Raw genomic sequence first — 22306 nt, 5'->3', positions numbered from 1 at the left:
TCGCGCAAGCGGCCTTTTTTGTTTTTGCGCCTTTTGCTGCACCGACGAAAAAGCACACCGACTAATTGAGAAGAGCTGACTTTTTTGTACATTTGCAAAACTGTTTGCACACTAAATGACAATCCTAATCGGCAGGGCACATTGGCTTATAGTGTGTAAAAGAATAGTATTAACAAAACAGAAACATTTTCCGCGTACCACAATAGGCTTATCAAGGGGTCACTATGCAATCAGTTATGATCGTCATTCTCGGTATCATCGGTATGATGCTTGGTTGGTTTGTTTACTCAAAGTTTATTGCGACAAAAATCTTCAAGTTAGATGAGAAGTTTGTTACACCGGCCCACGAACTTGCCGATGGCGTAGATTTCGTACCCACCAACAAGGTTGTGTTATGGGGGCACCACTTTACCTCGGTAGCCGGCGCCGCGCCTATTGTCGGGCCGGCTATTGCCGTGTATTGGGGCTGGGTACCAGCTGTACTATGGGTTGTGCTGGGAACCATATTTTTTGCCGGTGTACACGACATGGGTGCGCTATGGGCCAGTAACCGACACAAAGGAAAATCCATGGGAGCCCTATCGGAAGGGGTCATTGGGAAACGATCCCGGGCCCTTTTTATGGTGGTAATATTCCTTGTTCTCCTCATGGTAAACGCTGTATTTGGTGTGGTGATAGCCAAGTCTTTTGTGAGTCAGCCGAACGCTGTCTTCCCGGCATGGACTGCCATTGTGGTCGCCCTCATTATAGGCCAACTATTGAAGCGTAATTTCAGCCTTATTCCCATGTGTATCGCGGGGATCATTGTTTTGTACGCCTCAGTCTACGCGGGTAGCTATATACCTTTGTCACTACCTGAAACCATGTTTGGCCTAACCGCCAATGCCAACTGGATAATTATATTGTTTATCTATGCAGCTATTGCGTCATTGTTACCGGTTTGGATGTTGCTGCAGCCGAGGGATTTTATCAATGGTATGCAATTGTTGGTAGGCTTGTTGCTGTTATACGGTGCCGTCTTCATGTCTATGCCGGACATTACAGCCCCGGCGTTCAATACTCAAACCGCAATTGATACGCCGAGTATTATACCTCTCTTGTTTGTTACTATTGCTTGCGGTGCGGTATCTGGTTTTCATGGTATCGTCGCATCGGGAACCAGCTCAAAGCAGTTAGACAAAGAAACAGACGCTCGTTTCGTCGGTTACTTAGGAGCTGTAGGTGAAGGTAGTCTAGCGTTAATTACCATTGTTGCGGTAAGTGGTGTAGCCCTTGCGGCATCACCTGAAGAGTGGCATGAAGTGTACAGTCATTTAGGCGATGGGAGTGTCGCCGCGTTTATCACAGGTGGCGCTAATCTCATTCAGCAAGGCTGGGGTTTGCCCGTTGATTTTTCGTCTACCATTCTTGCCGTTATGGTGGTGTTATTTGCCGGTACGACCATGGATTCCGGAGTAAGGCTACAGCGGTATATCATCCAGGAGTGGGGGGAGATTTATCATCTCAACATTCTTAAGAATGGCATTGTAGCCACGCTGGTTGCAGTAGCGACCTGTCTGCTACTGGCATTCGGTGCTGGCGGAGCGTCTGGATCCGGTGGAATGATTATCTGGCCATTGTTTGGCTCAACCAACCAGATCCTGGCATCCCTTACCTTATTGGTAATTTCGGTAATGCTAATTAAAATGAATAGACCGGCAATCTATACCCTGGTGCCCATGACCTTCGTGTTGGTTATGGCGTTTTTCGCAGGCGTCATTAAATTGCAGGAATACTGGATTGAGGAAAACTATTTACTGGTGTTTTTAGATGCCGTTGTATTGGTAGTGAGTGTAATGGTAATGCTTGAAGCCTGGTCGGTTATTGCCAGGTTTAAAAGAGAGAAAAAACTCAGTCAGTGATTTAAATCAAAGCCGTCGTTTTACAGGCGGTTATTTTGTGCATAGTGTTATGAACTTACCACTGCTGCCAACATTCTGTAAAACAGAGTGTCTCAAGGTGTGGTAAGGTGCTAGCGTTAAAATAACAACCAACCGGAACACATGTTTTTATTAATTGTATATGTGCTAATTGCACTGGGCTTTTCATTTCTCTGCTCCATAGCCGAAGCGGTGATCCTGAGCATTTCCTCTGCTTACATATCTGTTTTGGAAAAGGAAAAAAAGCCATCGGGTACTTTGTTGCGACATCTCACCGACGATATTAACAAACCTCTTTCTGCCATTCTCACGCTCAATACCATCGCTCACACTATGGGGGCAGCTGGTGCCGGCGCGCAAGCGGCGGTGGTATTTGGAGACGCCTACCTCGGCGTAATAAGTGCTATTCTCACGCTGTTGATTCTGGTGTTTTCTGAAATTATTCCCAAAACCCTTGGTGCTACCTACTGGCGGGTTCTGGCCGCACCTACGGCGTGGTTCCTGAAATATCTCACGTGGATTCTGGCTCCGTTTGTCTGGTTTTCAGAAAAGTTGACCAAGGGGTTCAAGGAAGAGAGTCCATTGCGGGGGTTAAGTCGCGACGAACTTCAGGCAATGGCTGAGTTATCAGGGCAAGAAGGGCAGTTGGCAGAAAAGGAAACCGCCTTTGTGCAAAACATGTTGAATATGCATCACGTGAGTGTGAGGGACGCTATGACCCACAGGACATCTATGTTTTCACTGTCCGAAAACATGACTGTTGAAGCATTTTTCCACAAACACTCCCATATGGAGTACTCACGAATTCCGGTATACACCGACGAGGAAAGCGAAAATATACACGGCTTCGTTATGCGGTCGGACTTACTACTGGCTTATGCCAGGGGTAACAAAGACAAGCAGCTCAAAGATTATCACCGCAATATGATAACTGTACTGAGCAGTATGCCGTTATCTAACGTGGTGGATTTGTTCATAGAAAAGCGCATTCATATATTTATGGTGGTCGATGAATACGGTGGGCTGGAAGGTATCGTAACATTGGAAGATGTATTGGAGCACTTGTTGGGTATCGAGATCGTCGACGAAAAAGACAACACCGTGAGTATTCGCCGCTACGCGCAAAATATGGCTCGACGCCGAGCAGCCATGCTGATGAAAAATGTGCCCGATGGCACTTTGCCTGACAAGGATTAGGACTGGCGAACCTTATTTACGAAGAAAGGGGGAGTTGGACTATTACGCACACACCGGTATTGTCGGGCAAGTTGGAAAGCTGGATGCTGCCTTTGTGATAGGCTGCAATCATATTAGCGATAAACAGGCCCAAGCCAAGATGAGGATGGGCCGATGATTTATGCCTGTCTTCATCCGGGCGTACTGATACCATTGACTGTAACAATTGATCTTTCATGCCCTCGGGAAGCGCCGGGCCCGGGTTGGTAACCGATAGTTTCATTATTTTGTTTTCCCCCCAGGCGTGCACAGTGATGGTGTCACTGTGATGACTAAATTCCACGGCATTGGCAATAATTTTATCCAGCATCTGCGCAAATAAATCGGGAGAGCCTTTAACAACAGCGTCCTGTAACGACAATGTGAGTTTGAAGTCTCTGTCGGTAAACACATGGGCGTAGCCGTCGATGCATCCTGCGATCACCTGTTTGGCGTCAAATGATTCTGGGTCTTCCTGAGCAATGGCGTGTTCGAGCCGTGTAGCCTCACTCATGCTGTTTAAAATGGTACTGAGTCGCGCGATACCACTTTGGGCACGCTCAATCAGCAAGCCCTGCTGGGCGGGGTCCTTAATTTCGCCAATGGTATCTAAGGATGATCGCACCACGGCAATTGGGGTTCTAAGTTCGTGAGAAAGCCGCGACGCCATATTCTCAAGATAAGAATTGTATTGCTGCAGGCGCGACAGAACATTGGAAAACGCATGATGTAAATCGTCAATTTCGTCTACCTGGCGTGTGTGTGGCAGACTGCCCACAATTTTGCCATTGTCGTCGATGATTGCTTCTGTATCGTCTCTCAGTTTACGTACCCTGCTGGAAATGCGGTTTGCAAACAAAAACAGACTAAGGCTACCCAATAGCATAACAGCCAAAATAACGTGAAATAACTGCTCTAGCGCTCTGTTCCTGAGAGTGCGAATACCATTTGTTGTTTGTTCCACTACCACCGCGCCCATCACATTATCGCCGATGAATATGGGGTAGGCGGCGGATAAAATGACCGCCTTACTGTCTGGCGTGAGTCGCCATAACGAGTCTGGCTCCCCGAGGAGGGCAGAGGTAATATCCTTGCCCGCCAACGCGTAAGCGCCTTTGAGTTCGTCAACGAAGTCTGCGGGCGGTTTAGTGAGAATATGGTAGTACAAAGGCAGTAGAAACTCCCTTTCTATGGTATTCCACCAGGAATAGTCAGAGGACGACGGTCGCCTTACTTTAAAGCCAGAGGCGGTTTGAATGTCACCGGCTTTAGCGAGTACCCGCTTGTGATTGTCTACCACCCATACTCTCGAATCGGCATACTTTAAGCCGGACAGGATCCGTTCAATCTCTGGGGAAGGCGTAAGGACAGTACCCAACGCGTCCGCCTGATTCGGGTCTGCGGTACCCACGGCATATTTTTTTGCCCGGGTCATCGGGTTATCAATATCTACCAAAGCAAAGGCCAGGGAGCCAGTGGTCATAGACAGCGGGAAACGCAATTCAATGCCATAACCGTTTTCGCTGACCTGCCAGCGCCCCTGGATTTGCAACTCGTTGCCAATAGCGCGGTAGCTGTCAATGTCGTTATCAAGCCGGTAAGCATTTACCCAGCCCGACTGATAAGGCGCAATAATAAAGCGCTCAAGGGAGCCGGATTCATCGAGTACGCTCACCAGAAGATGGTCACTCTGATCCACGGCAAGAGAATTTGGTGCGCGCCAAACCACGGTATCGTCCTGTACATCAAACATGGCATACAAGTACTTGCCATAACGACCCACCATATGTCGGAATGAGAGGCTGATATCATTGAAATAGGTGGGAGGGTTACCGTACCAATTGACGACTTGCGCCTTGTTGTAATTTTGGCTTAGCCCCACAACTGATTGCCAATCACTGAACTTGCCATCCAGTTGAATGGGTGTGGGGATTGGCGGCGCGTAAAGATCTGTGCCTGGCCTTACGTTTTTTAAATACGCAGATCGACTGTCGAACAGTGCCGGGCGCTCGTGAAGCGCAGTAGCTACCGAGCGGGCAGTGCCAATCATGGTTTGTTCCTGACCTGTCCGCAGGTATTGTTCCAGTTCCCATACATAGCGGTACCCCAGCCAGGGAATAGTAAACAGAAACAGGGATAGCACCAGTAATTGTAAGCGAATGGAAAAACGTAATTTCAACGGTGTTTATCCTTGCCAGCGATAGCCCATGCCATATACGGTATCAATATGGTCGAAGGTGACATCTAATTGTATGAACTTCTTCCGCATTCGCTTAATGTGAGAGGTAATAGTGGTGTCGTCAACCACCATACGAGATTCGTCCATTAATTGCTGACGACTTTTCACATGTCCAGGGTGCTTGATTAATGCGTGAAGCATCCAGAATTCCGTTACCGTCAGTGCCACAGGCTCATTTTTCCAGCTCACTGTCATGCGGCTGACATCCACTAGCAAATGGCCTAATTGAATTTGCTCACTTTGTTGTTTTGGGGACGAAAGTAAATCGGTTCTTCTGAACAATGCAGCAATGCGCGCGAGCAAATGCGCCATGCTGATGTCTTTTGTAAGGTAATCATCAGCCCCCATTCGCAAGCCACTAATGGTATCTACGTCATTGTCTCTGGCTGTAAAGAAGATGATAGGCAGACTCTGGGACAGTTGACGAAGCTGTTGGCAAAGCATAAATCCGCCTTCCATTTCTTCTTTCAGGCCTATGTCGATAACGGCTAAGTCTGGCAACGTTTGAGCAAAGGCTGCTGATGCAGATGGCCGATCAGCATACGCATTCACCTGATAGCCCTGAGCCTGAAGTGCTGCAATATAGTTTTCTCTGATAGCCGGGTCATCTTCAACAAGCGCGATAGTTCTTGGCATAGTGTTCACAACATGGGTTAATCGTTTCAACTTAGACATGACTATACACTAGGAAAACTTAACATTTCCTGATTCAGGCAAATTTCCCCAATAGCGCCATTTTTTAGCCATATTTACCTTATTTGCTTGGGCCGATGGCACGGGAAGGCCACTTTCTTCGAAGTTTGCCACTGTTTCTCACCACCTTTCCCCATTTTAACGGTTAACCAGACAGAATCTCTTTGTGTAATGGAATCATTAACAACGCACAGTGAAAGGAAAACATTATGAAACGAACAAAACAGCTCTCTTTGGTTCTGATGACTACACTCGTGATATCCAATATGGCTAGTGCAAAAAACTATCAGGCAGAAAAAGACAAAAATGTTGCTATAGGAATGGGCTCGGGCTTGGTCATAGGCGCATTGGTAGCCGGTCCGATTGGCGCAGGTGTCGCGGGAATCTTTGGCGCACTGATTGGCGATCACAAATCAACATCCGAAGAATTGAAAGACAAAGAGCGAGACTTGTTAGCAGCAAAGCACGCGTTAAACACAACACAGCAAAAATTGTTTGCTACCCGTGATGAGATGCGGGCTTTAAAAGAAAACGTCACTATGACGCCCGTTTCGCTTACTGCATACCCGGAGGAGCAGGTAATGGCCATGGAAAGTCACGTGCAATTTAAAACCGGTTCAGACGAGGTGGAATCTGTTTATGACGCCCAGCTTAATTTGTTGGCCAACGCGTTGAAGCAACATCGAGATTTGACGGTCCGCCTTATCGGTCATGCCGATAATCGGGGGGATACTACATTCAATCAAAGCCTATCAGAAAAGCGCGCGCGTGCTGTGAAAGAAACGCTATTGAGACGTGGCGTTGAGTCCGCCCAAATTGAAACCGTAGCAATGGGAGAGTCGGCGAGTTTGCATGACGACATGGAGAATGCGTTCTTCGATCGCAAGGTCGTAGTGCAGGTAATGCCCGGCAGTCCGTCTGCTACAGCGAAAAGATAACGTCTGACTTTTTAATTCCCCTCCCCAACGTTTCGCGCCCGCAACGGGCGCTTTTTTTGTGGTAACATTCACCGTCTTCGCAGTCCTTTTGACAAGGTTAATCTGCCTTGCTGAAAAACGCGTAATCCCTAACTATTCATCTTGACCTCATAAATGACACGTATTGACGTGCGATGTGTTATGAGAGGCACAACGAAATTGAGCAGGAAAAACATGAAAGCGCTGGATATAGCGGGTTTAAAAAAATTGTACAAAGGTGGCGTGCAGGCCTTACGTGGTGTTGACTTAACCGTAGAGGAGGGCGATTTTTTTGCGCTACTCGGCTCTAACGGTGCCGGTAAGTCAACAACCATAGGTATTATCAGCTCTTTAGTAAATGCCACCGAAGGCCGTGTACGAGTATTCGATTACGATCTGCAAACTCAAAAAGAAAAAGCCAAAGCATGTATTGGTTTGGTGCCACAAGAATTTAATTTTAACCAGTTTGAAACGGTATTGCAGATTGTTCTCAACCAGGCTGGGTACTACGGTGTGCCCCGGTCTGTAGCGAAAGAGCGAGCAGAAAAATACCTCAGGCAGCTCGATTTGTGGGGCAAAAAAGATATGGCTGCCCGCACGCTGTCCGGCGGAATGAAACGCCGTTTAATGATAGCCAGAGCCCTGATGCACGAGCCCCGGTTACTCATTCTCGATGAGCCCACTGCAGGCGTTGATATCGAAATACGTCGTTCAATGTGGGATTTCCTGAAAACCATTAATCAGCAGGGTATCACCATTATTCTCACCACCCATTATTTGGAAGAAGCAGAGATGTTGTGTCGCAATATTGCCATTATTGACAAAGGCACCATCGTCGAAAACACCAGTATGAAAGCGTTACTGGCCAAATTGAATATGGAAACATTTATTCTTGATTTAGGTGAGTACGCGGACGCGCCAGTTATCAATGGTTTTCCTTCTAGGCTTATTGACGCCACCACACTAGAAGTAGATGTGGAAAAAACCGCTGGCCTCAATCCGGTTTTTTCACAACTTACCGCGCAGGGGGTGCCTGTACTCAGCATGCGCAATAAGTCAAACCGTCTTGAGGAACTGTTTGTTACTTTGGTAGAAAACGGCCGTAAAGCCGCAGGAGATGCCTGACATGCACGAGCAAAACAACCTGATTGCACTCAGTACTATCTGGATAAAAGAATGCACCCGTTTTTTGCGTATATGGGTACAAACGTTAGTACCTCCTGCTATTACAATGACCTTGTATTTTGTTATTTTTGGTAGTCTCATCGGGAACCGAATTGGGCAAATGGGAGGCTTCACCTACATGGAATTTATTGTGCCGGGTCTCATTATGATGTCGGTGATAACTAATTCCTATGCCAATGTGTCGTCGTCCTTTTTCAGTGCCAAGTTTCAACGGAATATTGAAGAGTTGCTGGTAGCACCGGTTCCCACCTGGGTAATCATTTTTGGCTATGTGGGTGGTGGTGTCGCTCGGGCAATACTCATTGGTATTATCGTTACTTCGGTGTCTATGTTCTTTGTGGATGTGCAAATTCACAACATTGTCGCCATCGTGGTGACGCTTCTGCTCACCGCCACGTTATTCGCCACTGCGGGTTTGGTAAATGCTGTGTTCGCCCGCACCTTTGACGACATCAGTATGGTACCAACATTCGTATTAACGCCACTGACTTATTTAGGTGGTGTGTTCTACTCGTTATCATTGTTACCGGAGTTTTGGCAAGCAGTTAGTAAAGCGAACCCTATCGTCTATATGGTCAATGGTTTCCGCTACGGCTTTCTCGGTGTGTCTGACGTCAGCGTATCGCTGTCTATCGGTATTTTGGTGGCGTTTAATGTGGTGTTATACGCCATTGCCCACTACTTGCTTACCAAAGGGCGTGGTATACGGAGTTAAATTGACGTGTCAGGAAATTCACGGCTGGTGATCAGCAATCAGCAAGGTATTCACGAGAAGCTGGATACTTTGGTTGAACGCTATAAAAATACAGAGAACAAGCGCCCTGTCAGCGACCACACCAAGGCGGCTTTTGATGAGGTTTTGACGTGGCTCGGTAACTGGCAGGGCGATATCGTTCTCGATTCTTGTTGCGGCGTCGGCGAAAGTACCGCTAACCTCGCCCGCCAGTTCCCGGATTGCAAAGTTATCGGGTTAGACAAATCTGCGTTTCGTGTGGGCAAGCATGAACACTATCAATCCGGTGAAGACAACTATGCTGTATTCAGAGCTGACGTAAATGATTTTTGGCGGCTTGCGCAAACCCAGTCCTGGTCAATAAAAAAACATTTTTTACTTTATCCCAACCCATACCCTAAAAGCAGCCAAATTCAAAAGCGGTGGTACGCGAGCGCGGCTATGGTGGATCTCATGGCTCTGTGTCCACACATTGAAGTGCGCAGTAATTGGTTGTTGTATTTAATGGAGTTTAGTCAAGCGGTGCGGCACTACGGGTTGCAAGGCAATATGCGGGAACTGAGAAGTGCTGCTCCTATGACACCTTTTGAAAGGAAATATCAGGCCAGCGGTCAACCCTGTTGGCAGCTTATTATTACTTCCGATGAGATTGAATAGTTATTGTAAGTACTTACTGTTGCTGAGTCAGTGATTTATCGGTGATGGCGCGGGTTTACTGAATACATAGCCTTGGGCGTATTGAATGGGCAGCTGGCGGAGTCGTTCCAGCGTATCAACATCCTCTATGTGTTCAGCCACGATACTAATGTGCTTTTCGTAAGCGGTTTCACACAGGTTTAAAATAAAGTCTTCCACCTCGCTGTGGGTTTCAAGCCGTTTAAGCAGGCCGCCGTCGAGCTTAATGCCGCGAATAGGTAAGTTCAGCAGTTTTTTTATGTTCCCGGAGTGCTTGCCCAGATTGTCGATAAATACACCCATACCGCTGTGAATAGATTTGTCGATAAAGCGCTGTAAGGCCTGGTGGTGATGTATAGCTGCATCGGCACTGATTTCAACACTAACCCGCGCAGGGTTGGGGTAATTGGCGAGTTGGGTGATGAGTGAGTTCACGAGCTTGTCGTTTTGCAGATCTTCAGCATCGAGGTTGAAATTCCAGGGTACGTTACTCTCGGCAAAGTACACCGCGCTCTTGCAAAACATGGTTTCGGCCAGTTGTTGAATGTGATTATTACGTTCGATGAGATAGAGAAAATCACAGGGCAGGAATACTTTTTGTTCTGGTGTGATCAATCTCGCCAAGCATTCATAGCGCCATACCGTCTCAGTGTGAATGTCGACGATTGGCTGGAAATAAGGCACAATACTTTCCAGTGTGTAGCTTTCTGTTATTTCCCGTATTGGCATATCACTCGCCTTTTGCTGTTCCTGTTATATCACTATAGCAGAGGATGACAGAATACCAATTCTCTGTGAGCTACTGCTTTGTTGCAATTGCACTGTTGTCTTGTTGGCGAAAGTTAGCCCGTGTTAGCCGCCGTTTTGTGTGCAGTTCTACTTGGCTGCACCCCGATTCTGCGGTAAAGTTCGGCACTTTGTATGATGCGTGCTAAGTTTTCATAGTAACTGACGAAATCGTCGGGGTGCAGAGGGAGTTGTACTTTTGCCAGGGGCGAAGCGCGGTAAGCTCCAATTTTTAATAGAGGTGTGTGGAGTGGGTGAAGCTCAGGTCAGTCTGGAACATTTGTTTCGGGTCTTTACCAAACCGGAACACAAAGACTCAAAACTCGCACAAATCGAACAGCATTTGTCCGACAATATTCTTGATTTTCTTTCTCAACATGTCGTTACCAAGAAAACGTCGCTAGAAGAAATTGAACAAGATTTTTCCGATGCACTGGTGCCTGAATCACCAGAATTTGTATCGTCTCATGCGGAATCGCTACTGAATAAGCTTGTGGCTCATTCGGTGAATACCTATTCGCCCACGTTCATCGGGCACATGACGTCAGCACTGCCCTATTTTCATTTGCCCTTGGCGAAGTTGCTGGTGGGACTGAACCAAAACCTGGTGAAAATTGAAACGTCAAAAGCCTTCACGCCCCTCGAACGTCAGGTACTGGGAATGATGCACAATTTAGTCTACGGGCAGGACGAAAACTGGTATCAGCAATATCTGCACAGTGCTCGGCACGCACTTGGCGCGTTCTGCTCTGGCGGTACCGTGGCCAATATCACTGCATTGTGGGTTGCCAGAAACAAATTACTCGGTCCGCAAAAAGGGTTTGCTGGGGTCGCAAAAGCAGGTTTGGCTGCGGCGTATCGTCATTATGGCATTAACAACATGGGCGTGATGTGTTCCAAACGGGGTCACTATTCCCTGTCGAAAGCCGTAGATGTGTTGGGAATTGGTAGAGACAACCTGATAACTTTGCCCTGTCCACTGCAGACTTTGTCTCCGGAACTGGCTCTGGCGGAAGGAAAGCGGTATCAGGAGGAGGGCAACCGTCTTCTTGCGCTGGTGGGAGTGGGCGGAACCACAGAAACCGGCCATGTAGATCCACTCGATGAACTCGCCGATGTGGCACGGGAACTGGGTTGTTGGTTCCACGTTGATGCTGCTTGGGGGGGAGCCACCTTATTTTCGAAAACCCATCGAGCACACCTAAAAGGTATAGAGCGCGCTGATTCAGTGACCATTGACGCTCACAAACAAATGTATGTCCCTATGGGCGCTGGTATGGCATTGTTCAGGAACCCCCAGGACGCGAATACGGTACGCCATCACGCGCAATACATTTTGCGGCAAGGTTCAAAAGATCTTGGCGCAACCACTCTCGAAGGATCGAGGAATGGCATGGCCATGATGGTATATGCATCTCTGCACATTTTTGGTCGCCGGGGTTACGAACTACTTATTGATCAGAGTATCAGCAAGGCCAAAGCCTTTGCTAGTATGATTGACGCCCATCCCGATTTTGAACTGATTACCGCTCCGACATTGTCATTGTTGACCTACAGGGTATGCCCGGAAAATGTGCGACAAGTAATCAAAACCGCTAATCCGGAAACCCGTGCGCGGTTGAATAATAAAGTTGATGGTCTGGTGGTCAATGTACAAAAACTTCAGCGAGAAGCGGGTAAATCTTTCGTATCCCGAACTCGGTTAGAAAGCCCCGATTACGACGGCAGGTCCATCACCGTGTTCAGGGTGGTATTGGCAAACCCGCTCACCACAGAACAGGATTTGGCGAACATTCTCGATGAGCAGTCGCGTATTGCGCGCGACAGACATGCTTGGAAAGAATTGTCAAAAAGTGAAGACTTACTAACAGTATAGTGTATTTGTGTATTGCATATAAAAGCCGCCCTTGAGGCGGCTTTTATACATGGTGAAATGTTTGTTTACTCTGTTTCGGCGGCAGACAAATCTACGGTCAGGTTGTCAATAAGGCGGGTGCTGCCTAAATAGGCTGCTACCAGGATAACAAGTCGGGGTGTGTCCGCTTGGGGGAGCGATAAATCATCGGCATTCCTGATAACCAGGTAATCTGTTTTAAAGCCCGTTTCCTCAATTTGCGCAGCGAAGCGTGTTTCCAGCGACGTAAAGCTCCGTTCACCACTTGCAATTGCCTGACGCACCGAGAGCAGAATCTGGTGCAGGGCTGGCGCTATTTCTCGTTCTGATTTAGACAGGTATCCATTTCGTGAACTCATCGCCAGTCCATCTGATTCACGTTCGGTGGCAACGCCGACAATATTGAGATCCATCGACAAGTCCCTCGCCATTAACCGAATTACCTGTAATTGCTGGAAATCTTTCTCTCCGAAAAAGGCAATGTCCGGCGATACCATGTTGAATAACTTGCATACGATGGTCGCTACACCCCGAAAGTGTCCAGGTCTGCTTGCGCCACACAATATGGCGGAAATGTCCGGCACTTCTACAAATGTTTGTTGGGCAAGACCTCGGGGATACATTTCAGCTACAGAGGGGAGAAACAGCGCATCGACACCTAAGGAGCGAAGTTTTTCCTTATCGGCATCTAGAGTGCGCGGATAGTTGTCTAGATCTTCGTTCTCGCCAAACTGCATGGGGTTAACAAATATAGATACCACCACAACATCGCAGCGAGCCTTTGCCGCCCTAACTAACTGAAGATGCCCGTTGTGCAAGTTACCCATAGTGGGAACAAAGCCCACGGTTTTTTGATTTATAAGGCAGTCTTTGCGCAATGCACGCAAATTCTGAACAGTACTGATTGTTTTCATATGTTACTCAAAACTGTGGGCGGGACCGGGAAATGTACCGTTCTTTACGTCATCAATGTATTTTTTAACTGCTGAACGCATATCGCCGGTTTCCATCAAAAAATTCTTCGAAAACTTAGGCATATAGTTGGCACTGATACCAAACATGTCGTGCATTACCAGAATTTGCCCATCCGTTTCCGGTCCGGCACCAATCCCTATTACTGGTATGGTAAGTGCTTCTGAAACGGCCTTTCCAAGAGAAGTGGGTACACACTCCAGAACCAGCATTTGTGCGCCCGCTTGTTCCAGGGCAATGGCATCTTCAATGAGCTTTGTGGCTTTGTCGTTGTCTCTGCCCTGAACTTTAAAGCCGCCAAAAACATGCACTGACTGGGGCGTTAGCCCTAAATGACCACACACTGGGACACCCCGCTCAACCAATGCGGAAATGGTATCGCACAGCCATGCACCTCCTTCCATTTTAACCATACTGGCTCCAGCCGCCATCAGAGTTGCCGCATTGGTAAAAGTGTCTTGGGGGGTGGCGTAAGACATAAACGGCATATCAGCCAGTACAAAAGCATTCTGAGTGCCTTTTCGCACGGCCCGGGTGTGGTAGGCTACATCTGTTACCGTAACCGGCAAAGTATCATCTTCACCTTGTAACACCATACCCAGCGAATCACCAATGAGCAGCACATCGATGTGCTGCTCATCGAACATTTTCGCGAAGCTTGCGTCGTAGGCGGTGAGCGCGGTAATTTTAGTGCCTTCAGCCTTTTGAGCTATCAGACGTGATATGGTGACTTTTTTCATAGAACAACCTCAGTTGATCACTGGTAACACAGGGCCTTGTAAACTGCGAACTATACGGATTTTAGCGCTGATTGGAAGTAGGGAGGCGTTTTAAGCCGTCCAGGTTGCATTTTGCCACCCACAAAGCAAGGGGCTTTCCGTCAGGCATTATCATTGATGGTGCAATCTCAAACAGGGGGACGAGTACAAATTCTCTGTCGGCCATGCCGTAATGTGGAATAGTTAAGTCGGGAGTATCTATGTGCTGATTGCCGTATAGCAAGATATCGAGATCCAGTGTGCGTGGCCCCCATCGATCGGCTTTGCGCACGCGGCCATGGGCCTGTTCTATATCTTGTAATGCGCAGAGCAACTCAGCCGGCGGCAATGACGTCTCTGCAAGGCATACCGCATTGACGAAGTTAGGTTGGTCCTGTGGTCCCATAGGAGATGAGACATACAAGGAGGAACGGGCTAACAGCCGGCTGTTTTCCAATACGTCAATGTCAGCCATGGCTTGGGATAAAACTTCTTCGCTGTCGCCCTGATTACTGCCCAGGCCAATGTAGACGTGTTCCTTATGCATCGCCTTCACTCCGCTTGGCCGCAGGACGTTTTCTACGTCGTCGTGGTCGGGTGGCGCCACCTTCTTCCTGACGAAGCTGGGTGAGCATTTTCTTTTGTTTAGGAGCATCGGCGTGCTGGAACTGTGTCCACCAGTCTGCCAGCTCCATGGTATCTCCCCCTTCTATTTCTCCACGGACGGCCAGAAAATCGTAACCGGCACGAAATTTAGGGTGGGTGAGTAACTGGAATGCCCGGCGTCCAAATCGGCGTGGTAGCCGATGCTGCAGTACCCAGATGTCGCGGATCACCGTTGAAAAACGCTTGGGTATCATGATGCGCTGCACTTGACGGTGAATCACTTCCCCCGACGCAATATTAAATGCATCGTGGGGATTCAGACCGCTTTCAGCCTGTAGCTTTTGTGCGTGTTCTTCTAACGGATACCACAACAATGCCGCATAGAGAAATGCAGGAGTGACCCGCTGATTACTGTTAATACGGTGGTCAGTATTCTCCAGGACCCTGTAGATAAACTGGCATTCGCGGCTATCCGGCGCCTTGAGGATAGCGTCTAGCTGGGGGAATAACGGAGTAAGTAGTCCGTAAGATTGCAGTTGCTTAAACGTGTTTACGCCTGCACCACCGAGGAACAGCTTGAGCGTTTCCTCGAATAACCTGGCAGGTGGAATATTGGCCAGCAGATGAGCAAGTTTGGGAATAGGATCGCCAGTGCGCGGGGTAATCGTCATGTCGAGTTTGGCTGCAAAGCGCACGGCCCGCAACATTCTAACGGGATCTTCCCGGTAGCGGGTCTCGGGATCACCAATAAGCTCAACTTCGCGCTTTGCAATTGCTTCCCGGCCTTTGGCAAAGTCGGTTACGGTAAAGTCAGCAACACTGTAATACATGGCGTTAAAGGTGAAATCTCTTCGCTCGGCATCTTCTTCTATGGTGCCAAACACATTGTCGCGAACTAACTGACCTTCCGCATCCTGCTGCCCGAGTTTCTTTCCGCTTTCATCGTCGCTATGGTGGCCGCGAAAGGTGGCTACTTCAATGATCTCTCTACCAAACACGATGTGCGCAAGGCGGAAGCGCCGGCCAATAAGACGGCAATTCTTGAACAGCCCTTTTATTTGCTCCGGCGTAGCGTTTGTCACTACATCAAAGTCTTTTGGGGACTTTCCCAGCATGAGGTCACGGACACAGCCACCAACCAAATATGATTCAAACCCGGCATTATTCAGTCTATACATCACTTTCAGCGCGCTATCACTGATATCTTCCCTGGATATACCATGCTCGCCCCGAGGTAGGGTATAGGCCTGTATTGCTGCATCAGAGGCCGGGTCTTTCGTCAGTGCCCGTTTAACCGATTTAAATACGCGCGTAATAATGGTGTTGTCTCCGAATGATAGTTAACTACGTATGATAAGTGGATTCTTCGGCAGCGACAATAATTTCCATTTTTTGTGGGATCTTATTGATGTGCCAGTTATCAGTTGCCCATTGTAACACGTCATCAACACAACGGGGTGAAATGGAAGAGGGAAGGGGTAAATTGAGAAAGGCCAGTGCTTCACAAAGGTTGCGAACCGGCGTTTGCATGTTCAGCGCGGCGGCGTGGTTTTGTTTACTGAGCTTTCTTCCTTCTGCAACTGATGCTACCGGTATGTGCCCATAGCGGGGAGGCGCTTTGCCCAGCATGGTATAGAGACTCAAGTGTGTAGCGGTTGTGGTTAGTAAGTCACTACCGCGAATAATGTCAGTAACGCCTTGGTCGATATCGTCCAGTACCACAACCAGGTTATAAGAGAACAACCCGTCGCGGCGTTTTAATACTGTATCTTCCAGTGCGTGTGGGTCTGTTATTTCAACCTGTCCGAGTACGCGGTCTGTGAATGAAGTTATTGGATTTACCAGTTCAATTCTCACTGCAGCACCTTCAGCAGGACGGTTTTCATCGCGACACGTACCGGGGTATACACCACCGTGTTGCCGAATCATTGCCCGCGTGCAGTTGCAGTAGTAAGCCCGATGTTGTGTTAACAGTGCATTGAGTTGACGCTGATAGTATTGGTGTCTGCGGGATTGATAAACGACGTCGCCGTCCCAGGTTAGACCATGTAAAGCCAGGGTGTCGAGGATCATCTCATCGGCGTGCTTCATACAGCGAGGCTCATCGATATCTTCCATGCGAACCAGCCACTGCCCGCTATTGGCTTTGGCGTCAAGGTAGCTTGCCAGTGCGGCAATTAAGGACCCAAAATGTAACGGGCCAGAAGGCGTAGGAGCGAATCTGCCCACGTAGGGAGCTGCAATCATGATGAGCAAACGGAACTAAAAAGCCTGGCGCTGAATGGCTTCAGCGCCCAAAGTACTGCACAATGCCGTAAACTAGCCCTGCAGTTGTTTTTCTTTAATTTCAGCCATGGTTTTGCAGTCGATGCACAAATCTGCAGTGGGGCGGGCCTCGAGACGGCGAATGCCAATTTCGATACCACACTGATCACAAAAACCAAAGTCGTCGTCTTCAATGCGTTTAAGCGTTTTTTCAATTTTCTTGATCAGCTTGCGTTCGCGATCCCGGGTACGAAGTTCGAGGCTGAATTCTTCTTCCTGTGCTGCCCGGTCTACGGGGTCAGGAAAATTAGCGGCTTCGTCCTTCATATGGGTAACGGTTCTGTCGACTTCTTCGCGAAGTTGATCACGCCATGCTTTCAACAACAGACGGAAGTGTTCCATCTGTGCATCATTCATGTATTCTTCATCGGGCTTTGGCTGGTAAGGCTCAAGGCCGGCTAAGGCTAAAAGGCCCAGGGATTTCGTTTCTTTTCCTGTTGGCATGTGCCACATCTCCTACACTACGACACCCACATGTCCTGAATCAATCGAGTATCTATAGCAGAATCGCTATATTCAGGCAACGTTAAGCGTCAAAGTTACCCTTCCGTTATTTAATGCTTCCAGTGCTCTTTGATGCAATGCGCCGTTGGCACTAGTTGCACCACAACGGTAAAAAGCAAGCCGCAAATATGGCGTTCCTTCGCGAAAATGCAACCACTTTTTTACAAAATAACGGGTAGTGCTTGATTTATCGTTATATTTTGTTCGTTGATTTCGCACCCAAGAGCGATAATTTCCATTCCTTTATCGCGAGCTTCCCTTACGGCTTTGCCGTAGTCTGGATCAATATGCTCAGCAATGCTAACACTGTTGATGCCACTGTGCTGTATACAAAACGCCAGTGTGGTGGGCACTCCCTGGGCGGCGAGGTTGCCCAGCGTGTCGCAGTGTTTGGCGCCTCGGATTGTCACTGCGTCGGGAAAATAACCCCGACCGTGTTGCAAAAGCGTCACCGATTTCACTTCGAGATAGCGTGCCTGACCGTTACTGTGACGCAGGACAAAGTCAAACCGACTGTCTGATCCTGGCGGGGTTACTTCCCGTTTCCACTCAACCACTGGAGTAAACAGGTCAATCACTTTGTTGTCGATGGCCTCAGCCACCAACGCATTGGCGGCATGGGTATTGATGCCAATAAAATGGCCTTCATGGGTTTTGGCCAGTTCCCAGGTGTAAGCCAGCTTGCGTTTAGGGTTGTTCGAATGGCTTAACCAGACTTCATAGCCCGGCTCAGCGCAGCCAGTCATGCCTCCGGTATTCGGGCAATGTGCGGTCACTTCCGTGCCGTCGGGTAACTCTACATCGGCGAGAAACCGTTTGTATCGACGAATGAGTTTTCCGCGTAGTAATGGCGTAGTAAACTGCATAAAAACACCTATCGGATAATTTGCCGTAGTGTATCAACCAATAAAGGAATTGTTATGTCAATTTTTTCTGTCTCCTTAACCTCCGATAAAGCGCCAGCTGCGTGGGGCGAAAATGCCCGCCTGAGCATGACGGCAGATGGTGCTGTTATTCACACCCATGGCTGCAACGACACAGAACGGCAAATTCGTCAGGCAGCTCGTCGCATTGACGGCTTGGGGATTGCTGAGGTAGCACTGAAAGGACAGTGGCAAAAAGATCAGCAATGGGCCTTCGCACTAAGCTTCACCCGGGCGCGTAACCCTGGGCGCATTCACTGGGCTGACGACGAAAACAAATCTGAGCTGGAAAAAATGTACGCTGCTCTTCTGTTCACCCGTAATCTGGTAAATGACACGCCGGAAGATTTGTCACCGGAAAATTTGGCCCATCGCGCCGCCTCCTGGATTCAAACCCTTGCGGGAGAAAAGGTAACAGTGAAAACCGTCGTCGGTGAAGCGTTAAAAGAGGCCGGTTGGACTGGTATCTATAACGTGGGACGCGGTAGTGAACGTCCACCTGTGTTGCTTGAGCTTGACTATAACCCCACTGGCAATGCGGACGCGCCTGTAGATGCAGTACTTGTTGGAAAGGGCATTACTTTTGACAGCGGTGGCTATAGCATTAAGTCAAGCGAAGGTATGCTTGACATGAAATGTGATATGGGCGGCGCTGCCACTGTCACCGGCGCACTGGGACTGGCGATTAGTCAGGGGCTGGACAAGCGGGTAGTGTTGTTGTTGTGTTGTGCTGAGAACCTGATTAGTGGTCATGCTTATAAACTCGGTGATGTACTGACGTACAAAAACGGCCTAACGGTGGAAATTGTCAATACCGATGCCGAGGGACGCCTGGTATTAGCGGATGGCCTGTTGCGAGCCACTGAACTGGGTGCGCCACTCATCATTAACGCCGCTACGTTAACCGGCGCGGCAACGGTGGCTCTGGGCAATGACTATCACGCCGTGTTCAGCCTTGACGACAAAGCCAGGGACGCCATGTTGGCTGTCGGAAAAAAAGAAAAGGAAGGGTTCTGGCCGCTACCTTTGGCTGTTTGGCACCAGGACAAGTGTCCGTCGGCCTTCGCAGATACGGCTAACAGCCGACCACAAAAAGGCGGTGGCGGCGGTGGCGCATCTAACGCAGCCGGTTTTTTGTCGAGATTTGTGAACAACGAGGGCAAAGGATGGCTGCATTTGGATTTGGCTGCCGCATACAATGGCAATGCGACCACTGAAATGCCCGCGGGTGCTACTGGCATTGGTATTCGTTCCATTGCCAGCATGTTACAAAACTATCAGGGCGAATAAGCTGGTGCGGGGTGATGACATTCGATCGTTTCCCCGCCTTTGCCATGCTTCAAATGCCGCCTAGCCGCTCGGCCAGTTTTTTGTATTTTTCCACTTCTTGCTGATCGAACATAGGGTTGCCGTCTGCATCTTTTTCTTTCGCAATCAAAAGGTGCTCCCGCTCTAGGCGCTCGACCCGGATGGGTTGAACGTCAAGAAATTTGGCGACCTCGTCAATTGACATTAAACTCATAATTTTTCTTTCCTAGTATGAATAGTAAAATTGCCGTTTAAATGCGACAATCCTCGCTTTTACGCGACGTTGTGGGTGCATTTCTACGGTGACCGTTTTTAAACATAGCACTTAATCTTGATTTCGCTCAGTAAAGCCTGATTCACACACATAGAGAGGGAAAACATGGACACTTGGTCCGCTGCAGTCATGTTGTTTTTGATCATGGATCCGCTGGGGAATTTACCTGTGTTTATGTCCGTGCTGAAAACTATTGAGCCTAAGCGTCGTCGCATTATTCTCATGCGTGAATTGTGTTTTGCATTTGTGATTTTGCTGATATTTCTCTATAGCGGTCAGGCTGTGCTTGATTTCCTCAACGTACAACAGGAAACGGTGAGCATAGCTGGCGGCATCATTTTGTTCCTCATTGCTCTTAAGATGATTTTTCCTCAGTCGGGCAATCCACTTGGGCTTGCTGTGGGCGAAGAGCCCTTTCTGGTACCACTCGCTATTCCCATGATCGCTGGCCCATCAACACTTGCAGCGTTAATTTTGCTGGCGAATCAAAACCCAGATCGCATGATCGATTGGACTATCGCTCTTGCAGCGGCCTGGGTGGTCAGTGCTGTTATTCTGATGTTTTCTAATATATTTCACCGTTTATTGGGAGAACGCGGTCTGACGGCGATGGAGCGATTGATGGGGATGATTCTGGTGATGATCGCGATACAAATGTTACTCGATGGCATCAGTCATTATTTCATCCAGACCACAGGAAGCCAGTGAAATGAAAAAGTTATCCACCTTTGCCAGAGTACGTAATTTAGAAGGCTGGCGAGCGATTGCTTTTAGTGCCGCGCTGTTAGAGCGTATGCTGCCGAATTACGCCTTATTTAAAGAAGTTACCGGCTATGACGACGAAGGCGTTTGCCGCAACTGCCTGAATCTTTTATGGGAATCTGTTAAGAGTCCGAAAAGTAAAATTAACTTTTCGCTACAGCTGGAAAAAGTAGAGCTGGTGACGCCTGATACCGCTGATTACGATACATTTGGTGTTTACCCGGCAATTGATGCGAGTATTGCTCTGGCTGCGGCTATTAATTTGGTGCTAAAGCAGGATCTTCAGGGAGCCGTCGTGGTCAGTAAGTTGTCGCAAGGTAGTGTTGAGGCGTACTTATTGGCAAGTGATGTTGACGAAGACGAGGTGAAAACCCATCCGTTAATGGCCTTTGAAGTGGCATTGCAAAACGCCCTTTTGGATGTGGTGGAAAATGATAATTCACCGCAGCAGGTCTGTGAGGCGCTGTTATCACTGGCATTGGAAGAAGGAATCTCCAATATTGGTTTGGAGATCCAGGCTTAGCGGGCAAAATACATATACCTTGCAGTTGGTATCACAGCGTCATTCGGTACAAACGAACAACTGATAGTGCAGCAGGGCGAGACGCTTTTCTTTTAAAAGACTGAGTTTGGGGTTTGCTACCGAGGGTGCATCGTTTTCTTGTTCCACATATACCACGGTGCCAGATTTGATGAGCCCCTGGCTGAAAAGCGCGGTTAATGCAGGTGCCACTAGGCCTTGATTGAAGGGCGGGTCGAGAAAGACAATATCAAATGGGTCTGACAGTGTCGTGACGCACTTAAGGGCATCGCCCTGAAGCACGGTTGCATTGGCTTTCAATGTAAGAACATTTTTGTCCAATTGTGCTGCCACTGCCTTGTCTTTTTCCATAAAAACACAATGTGATGCATAGCGCGACAGTGCCTCGAGGCCAAGACTGCCGGAACCGGCAAACATATCCAGGCAACGTGCATCTGGCAACTCGTGCATAAGCCAGTTGAACAAGGTTTCTTTATTTCTGTCAGTGGTAGGACGAAGGCCTTCTGTATTGCCAACAGGCAATTTTCGACCGCGCCATTGTCCGGCAATAATTCTGACGCTGCCCGCTTTGGCCTTTTGAGCCTGAGGTTTTCTGGATACTCGCTTCATGAGGTCTGACAATGTATGATAACGCCAATTGAAAGTCGGCCAGTTTAGCCGAATTTTGCCGTTTAAATAAGGATTTGACCAAACAATGTCGAAACTTTTTGGCTGGTTCAAAAAGAACAAGCAACCTAAACAAGAAGAACACACTACTGAATCCCATGGCTCTGAAGAGGTTTCTCAAAGTCCGCTTGTACCAGATGCACAATCCGAAGATGTCTTGCAGGCCGATGCGGTAGACGAAGCAGATAGTGACGCTTTTGATTCACAATCTGAAAACACGCCGTCGACAACTTCGCCATCTCAACAAGACGGGCCTCACCCATCAATCGAAGATGCCGTTGTGGTGAGTGAAGCCACGCCCAAGGACGAAAAAACAACTGACATTTCAGATACCGCGGAAACACTTCGTGTAGAGCCAGAGCCAGAGCCAGA

General features: G+C 48.4%; 24 protein-coding genes. 11 read left to right on the top strand and 13 right to left on the bottom strand.

Annotated features, from left to right (window positions below; all coding sequences use genetic code 11):
• The first annotated feature begins 224 nt into the window (after positions 1-224).
• Together KO518_RS19095 and KO518_RS19090 are read left to right on the top strand one after the other, a co-directional pair.
• The gene (locus KO518_RS19095; RefSeq protein WP_216027464.1) at positions 225-1901 is read left to right on the top strand and encodes a carbon starvation protein A; all 1677 of its coding nucleotides are present in this window, start codon (positions 225-227) and stop codon (positions 1899-1901) included.
• A gap of 141 nt (positions 1902-2042) precedes the next feature.
• On the top strand, positions 2043-3116 hold the full coding sequence (locus KO518_RS19090; protein ID WP_216027463.1) for a CNNM domain-containing protein: 1074 nt from the start codon (positions 2043-2045) through the stop codon (positions 3114-3116).
• 16 nt (positions 3117-3132) lie between these two features.
• On the opposite strand, the gene pdsS is transcribed toward KO518_RS19090, so the two are convergent.
• Genes pdsS through KO518_RS20110 form a run of 3 tightly spaced genes read right to left on the bottom strand, consistent with a single transcriptional unit; the run spans position 3133 to position 6180 of the window.
• A complete protein-coding gene (gene pdsS, locus KO518_RS19085) occupies positions 3133-5313 on the bottom strand; it encodes a proteobacterial dedicated sortase system histidine kinase (RefSeq protein WP_216027462.1) in 2181 nt (726 codons plus the stop codon).
• 6 nt (positions 5314-5319) lie between these two features.
• On the bottom strand, positions 5320-6009 hold the full coding sequence (gene pdsR, locus KO518_RS19080) for a proteobacterial dedicated sortase system response regulator (RefSeq protein WP_216027469.1): 690 nt from the start codon (positions 6007-6009) through the stop codon (positions 5320-5322).
• A 48-nt stretch (positions 6010-6057) separates the two neighbouring features.
• Positions 6058-6180: a hypothetical protein gene (locus KO518_RS20110; RefSeq protein WP_256444472.1), complete on the bottom strand. Its 123-nt coding sequence runs from the start codon at positions 6178-6180 to the stop codon at positions 6058-6060.
• A 95-nt stretch (positions 6181-6275) separates the two neighbouring features.
• Between KO518_RS20110 and pdsO the strand changes: the two genes are divergently transcribed.
• The 4 genes from pdsO to KO518_RS19060 all read left to right on the top strand — a co-directional run bounded on the left by pdsO (position 6276) and on the right by KO518_RS19060 (position 9597).
• On the top strand, positions 6276-7004 hold the full coding sequence (gene pdsO / locus KO518_RS19075; protein ID WP_216027461.1) for a sortase-associated OmpA-like protein PdsO: 729 nt from the start codon (positions 6276-6278) through the stop codon (positions 7002-7004).
• A gap of 213 nt (positions 7005-7217) precedes the next feature.
• The gene (locus KO518_RS19070; RefSeq protein ID WP_216027460.1) at positions 7218-8147 is read left to right on the top strand and encodes an ABC transporter ATP-binding protein; all 930 of its coding nucleotides are present in this window, start codon (positions 7218-7220) and stop codon (positions 8145-8147) included.
• 1 nt (position 8148) lies between these two features.
• A complete protein-coding gene (locus tag KO518_RS19065; RefSeq protein WP_216027459.1) occupies positions 8149-8922 on the top strand; it encodes an ABC transporter permease in 774 nt (257 codons plus the stop codon).
• A 6-nt stretch (positions 8923-8928) separates the two neighbouring features.
• Entirely contained in the window at positions 8929-9597 is a 669-nt protein-coding gene (locus KO518_RS19060; RefSeq protein WP_216027458.1) for an SAM-dependent methyltransferase, read from the top strand.
• Between the two features lie 27 nt (positions 9598-9624).
• On the opposite strand, the gene KO518_RS19055 is transcribed toward KO518_RS19060, so the two are convergent.
• Positions 9625-10344, bottom strand: coding sequence for an EAL domain-containing protein (locus KO518_RS19055; RefSeq protein WP_216027457.1), 720 nt, complete (start codon positions 10342-10344; stop codon positions 9625-9627).
• Positions 10345-10651: 307 nt separating this feature from the next.
• Here KO518_RS19055 and panP point away from each other — a divergent pair, with 307 nt between their 5' ends.
• On the top strand, positions 10652-12277 hold the full coding sequence (panP, locus tag KO518_RS19050) for a pyridoxal-dependent aspartate 1-decarboxylase PanP (protein WP_216027456.1): 1626 nt from the start codon (positions 10652-10654) through the stop codon (positions 12275-12277).
• 65 nt (positions 12278-12342) lie between these two features.
• Here the strand turns inward: panP and panC are convergent, their stop codons facing one another.
• From panC to sfsA, 7 genes are all read right to left on the bottom strand, one after another.
• Positions 12343-13209 carry a pantoate--beta-alanine ligase gene (gene panC / locus KO518_RS19045; protein ID WP_216027455.1) on the bottom strand — a complete coding sequence of 289 codons (867 nt, stop codon included), beginning with the start codon at positions 13207-13209 and terminating at the stop codon, positions 12343-12345.
• A gap of 3 nt (positions 13210-13212) precedes the next feature.
• Positions 13213-14007 (bottom strand): 3-methyl-2-oxobutanoate hydroxymethyltransferase, encoded by a 795-nt coding sequence (gene panB / locus KO518_RS19040; protein ID WP_216027454.1) that lies wholly within the window; start codon positions 14005-14007, stop codon positions 13213-13215.
• 61 nt (positions 14008-14068) lie between these two features.
• Positions 14069-14572 (bottom strand): 2-amino-4-hydroxy-6-hydroxymethyldihydropteridine diphosphokinase, encoded by a 504-nt coding sequence (gene folK / locus KO518_RS19035; protein ID WP_216027453.1) that lies wholly within the window; start codon positions 14570-14572, stop codon positions 14069-14071.
• The gene (pcnB, locus tag KO518_RS19030) at positions 14565-15914 is read right to left on the bottom strand and encodes a polynucleotide adenylyltransferase PcnB (protein ID WP_256444473.1); all 1350 of its coding nucleotides are present in this window, start codon (positions 15912-15914) and stop codon (positions 14565-14567) included. The genes folK and pcnB overlap by 8 nt, the downstream gene beginning before the upstream one ends.
• A 61-nt stretch (positions 15915-15975) precedes the next feature.
• The gene (gene gluQRS, locus KO518_RS19025) at positions 15976-16878 is read right to left on the bottom strand and encodes a tRNA glutamyl-Q(34) synthetase GluQRS (RefSeq protein ID WP_252736326.1); all 903 of its coding nucleotides are present in this window, start codon (positions 16876-16878) and stop codon (positions 15976-15978) included.
• Between the two features lie 72 nt (positions 16879-16950).
• Positions 16951-17400, bottom strand: a complete 450-nt coding sequence (gene dksA / locus KO518_RS19020) for an RNA polymerase-binding protein DksA (protein ID WP_216027452.1) — start codon at positions 17398-17400, stop codon at positions 16951-16953.
• Positions 17401-17621: 221 nt separating this feature from the next.
• Positions 17622-18326, bottom strand: coding sequence for a DNA/RNA nuclease SfsA (sfsA, locus tag KO518_RS19015; RefSeq protein ID WP_216027451.1), 705 nt, complete (start codon positions 18324-18326; stop codon positions 17622-17624).
• Positions 18327-18380: 54 nt separating this feature from the next.
• Here sfsA and pepB point away from each other — a divergent pair, with 54 nt between their 5' ends.
• Positions 18381-19673 (top strand): aminopeptidase PepB, encoded by a 1293-nt coding sequence (gene pepB, locus KO518_RS19010; RefSeq protein WP_216027450.1) that lies wholly within the window; start codon positions 18381-18383, stop codon positions 19671-19673.
• 49 nt (positions 19674-19722) lie between these two features.
• Here the strand turns inward: pepB and KO518_RS19005 are convergent, their stop codons facing one another.
• Complete coding sequence (locus KO518_RS19005; RefSeq protein WP_216027449.1) at positions 19723-19905, bottom strand: helix-turn-helix domain-containing protein; 183 nt, start codon at positions 19903-19905, stop codon at positions 19723-19725.
• Between the two features lie 165 nt (positions 19906-20070).
• Between KO518_RS19005 and KO518_RS19000 the strand changes: the two genes are divergently transcribed.
• Complete coding sequence (locus KO518_RS19000) at positions 20071-20673, top strand: YhgN family NAAT transporter (RefSeq protein WP_216027448.1); 603 nt, start codon at positions 20071-20073, stop codon at positions 20671-20673.
• 1 nt (position 20674) lies between these two features.
• Positions 20675-21250: a YjaG family protein gene (locus KO518_RS18995; protein WP_216027447.1), complete on the top strand. Its 576-nt coding sequence runs from the start codon at positions 20675-20677 to the stop codon at positions 21248-21250.
• 39 nt (positions 21251-21289) lie between these two features.
• Here the strand turns inward: KO518_RS18995 and rsmD are convergent, their stop codons facing one another.
• Positions 21290-21877, bottom strand: coding sequence for a 16S rRNA (guanine(966)-N(2))-methyltransferase RsmD (gene rsmD / locus KO518_RS18990; RefSeq protein ID WP_216027446.1), 588 nt, complete (start codon positions 21875-21877; stop codon positions 21290-21292).
• A gap of 85 nt (positions 21878-21962) precedes the next feature.
• On the opposite strand from rsmD, the gene KO518_RS20045 reads away from it, so the two are divergent.
• Positions 21963-22306 (top strand): hypothetical protein (locus KO518_RS20045; protein WP_252736324.1); only part of this gene is annotated, 344 nt, incomplete at its 3' end.

Origin of the sequence: Aestuariibacter sp. A3R04 (assembly GCF_018860805.1) — a bacterium.
Taxonomy (GTDB): domain Bacteria; phylum Pseudomonadota; class Gammaproteobacteria; order Enterobacterales; family Alteromonadaceae; genus Alteromonas.
The sequence above is the reverse complement of the archived record's forward strand: the minus strand, read 5'-3'. Positions and strand labels throughout refer to the sequence as shown.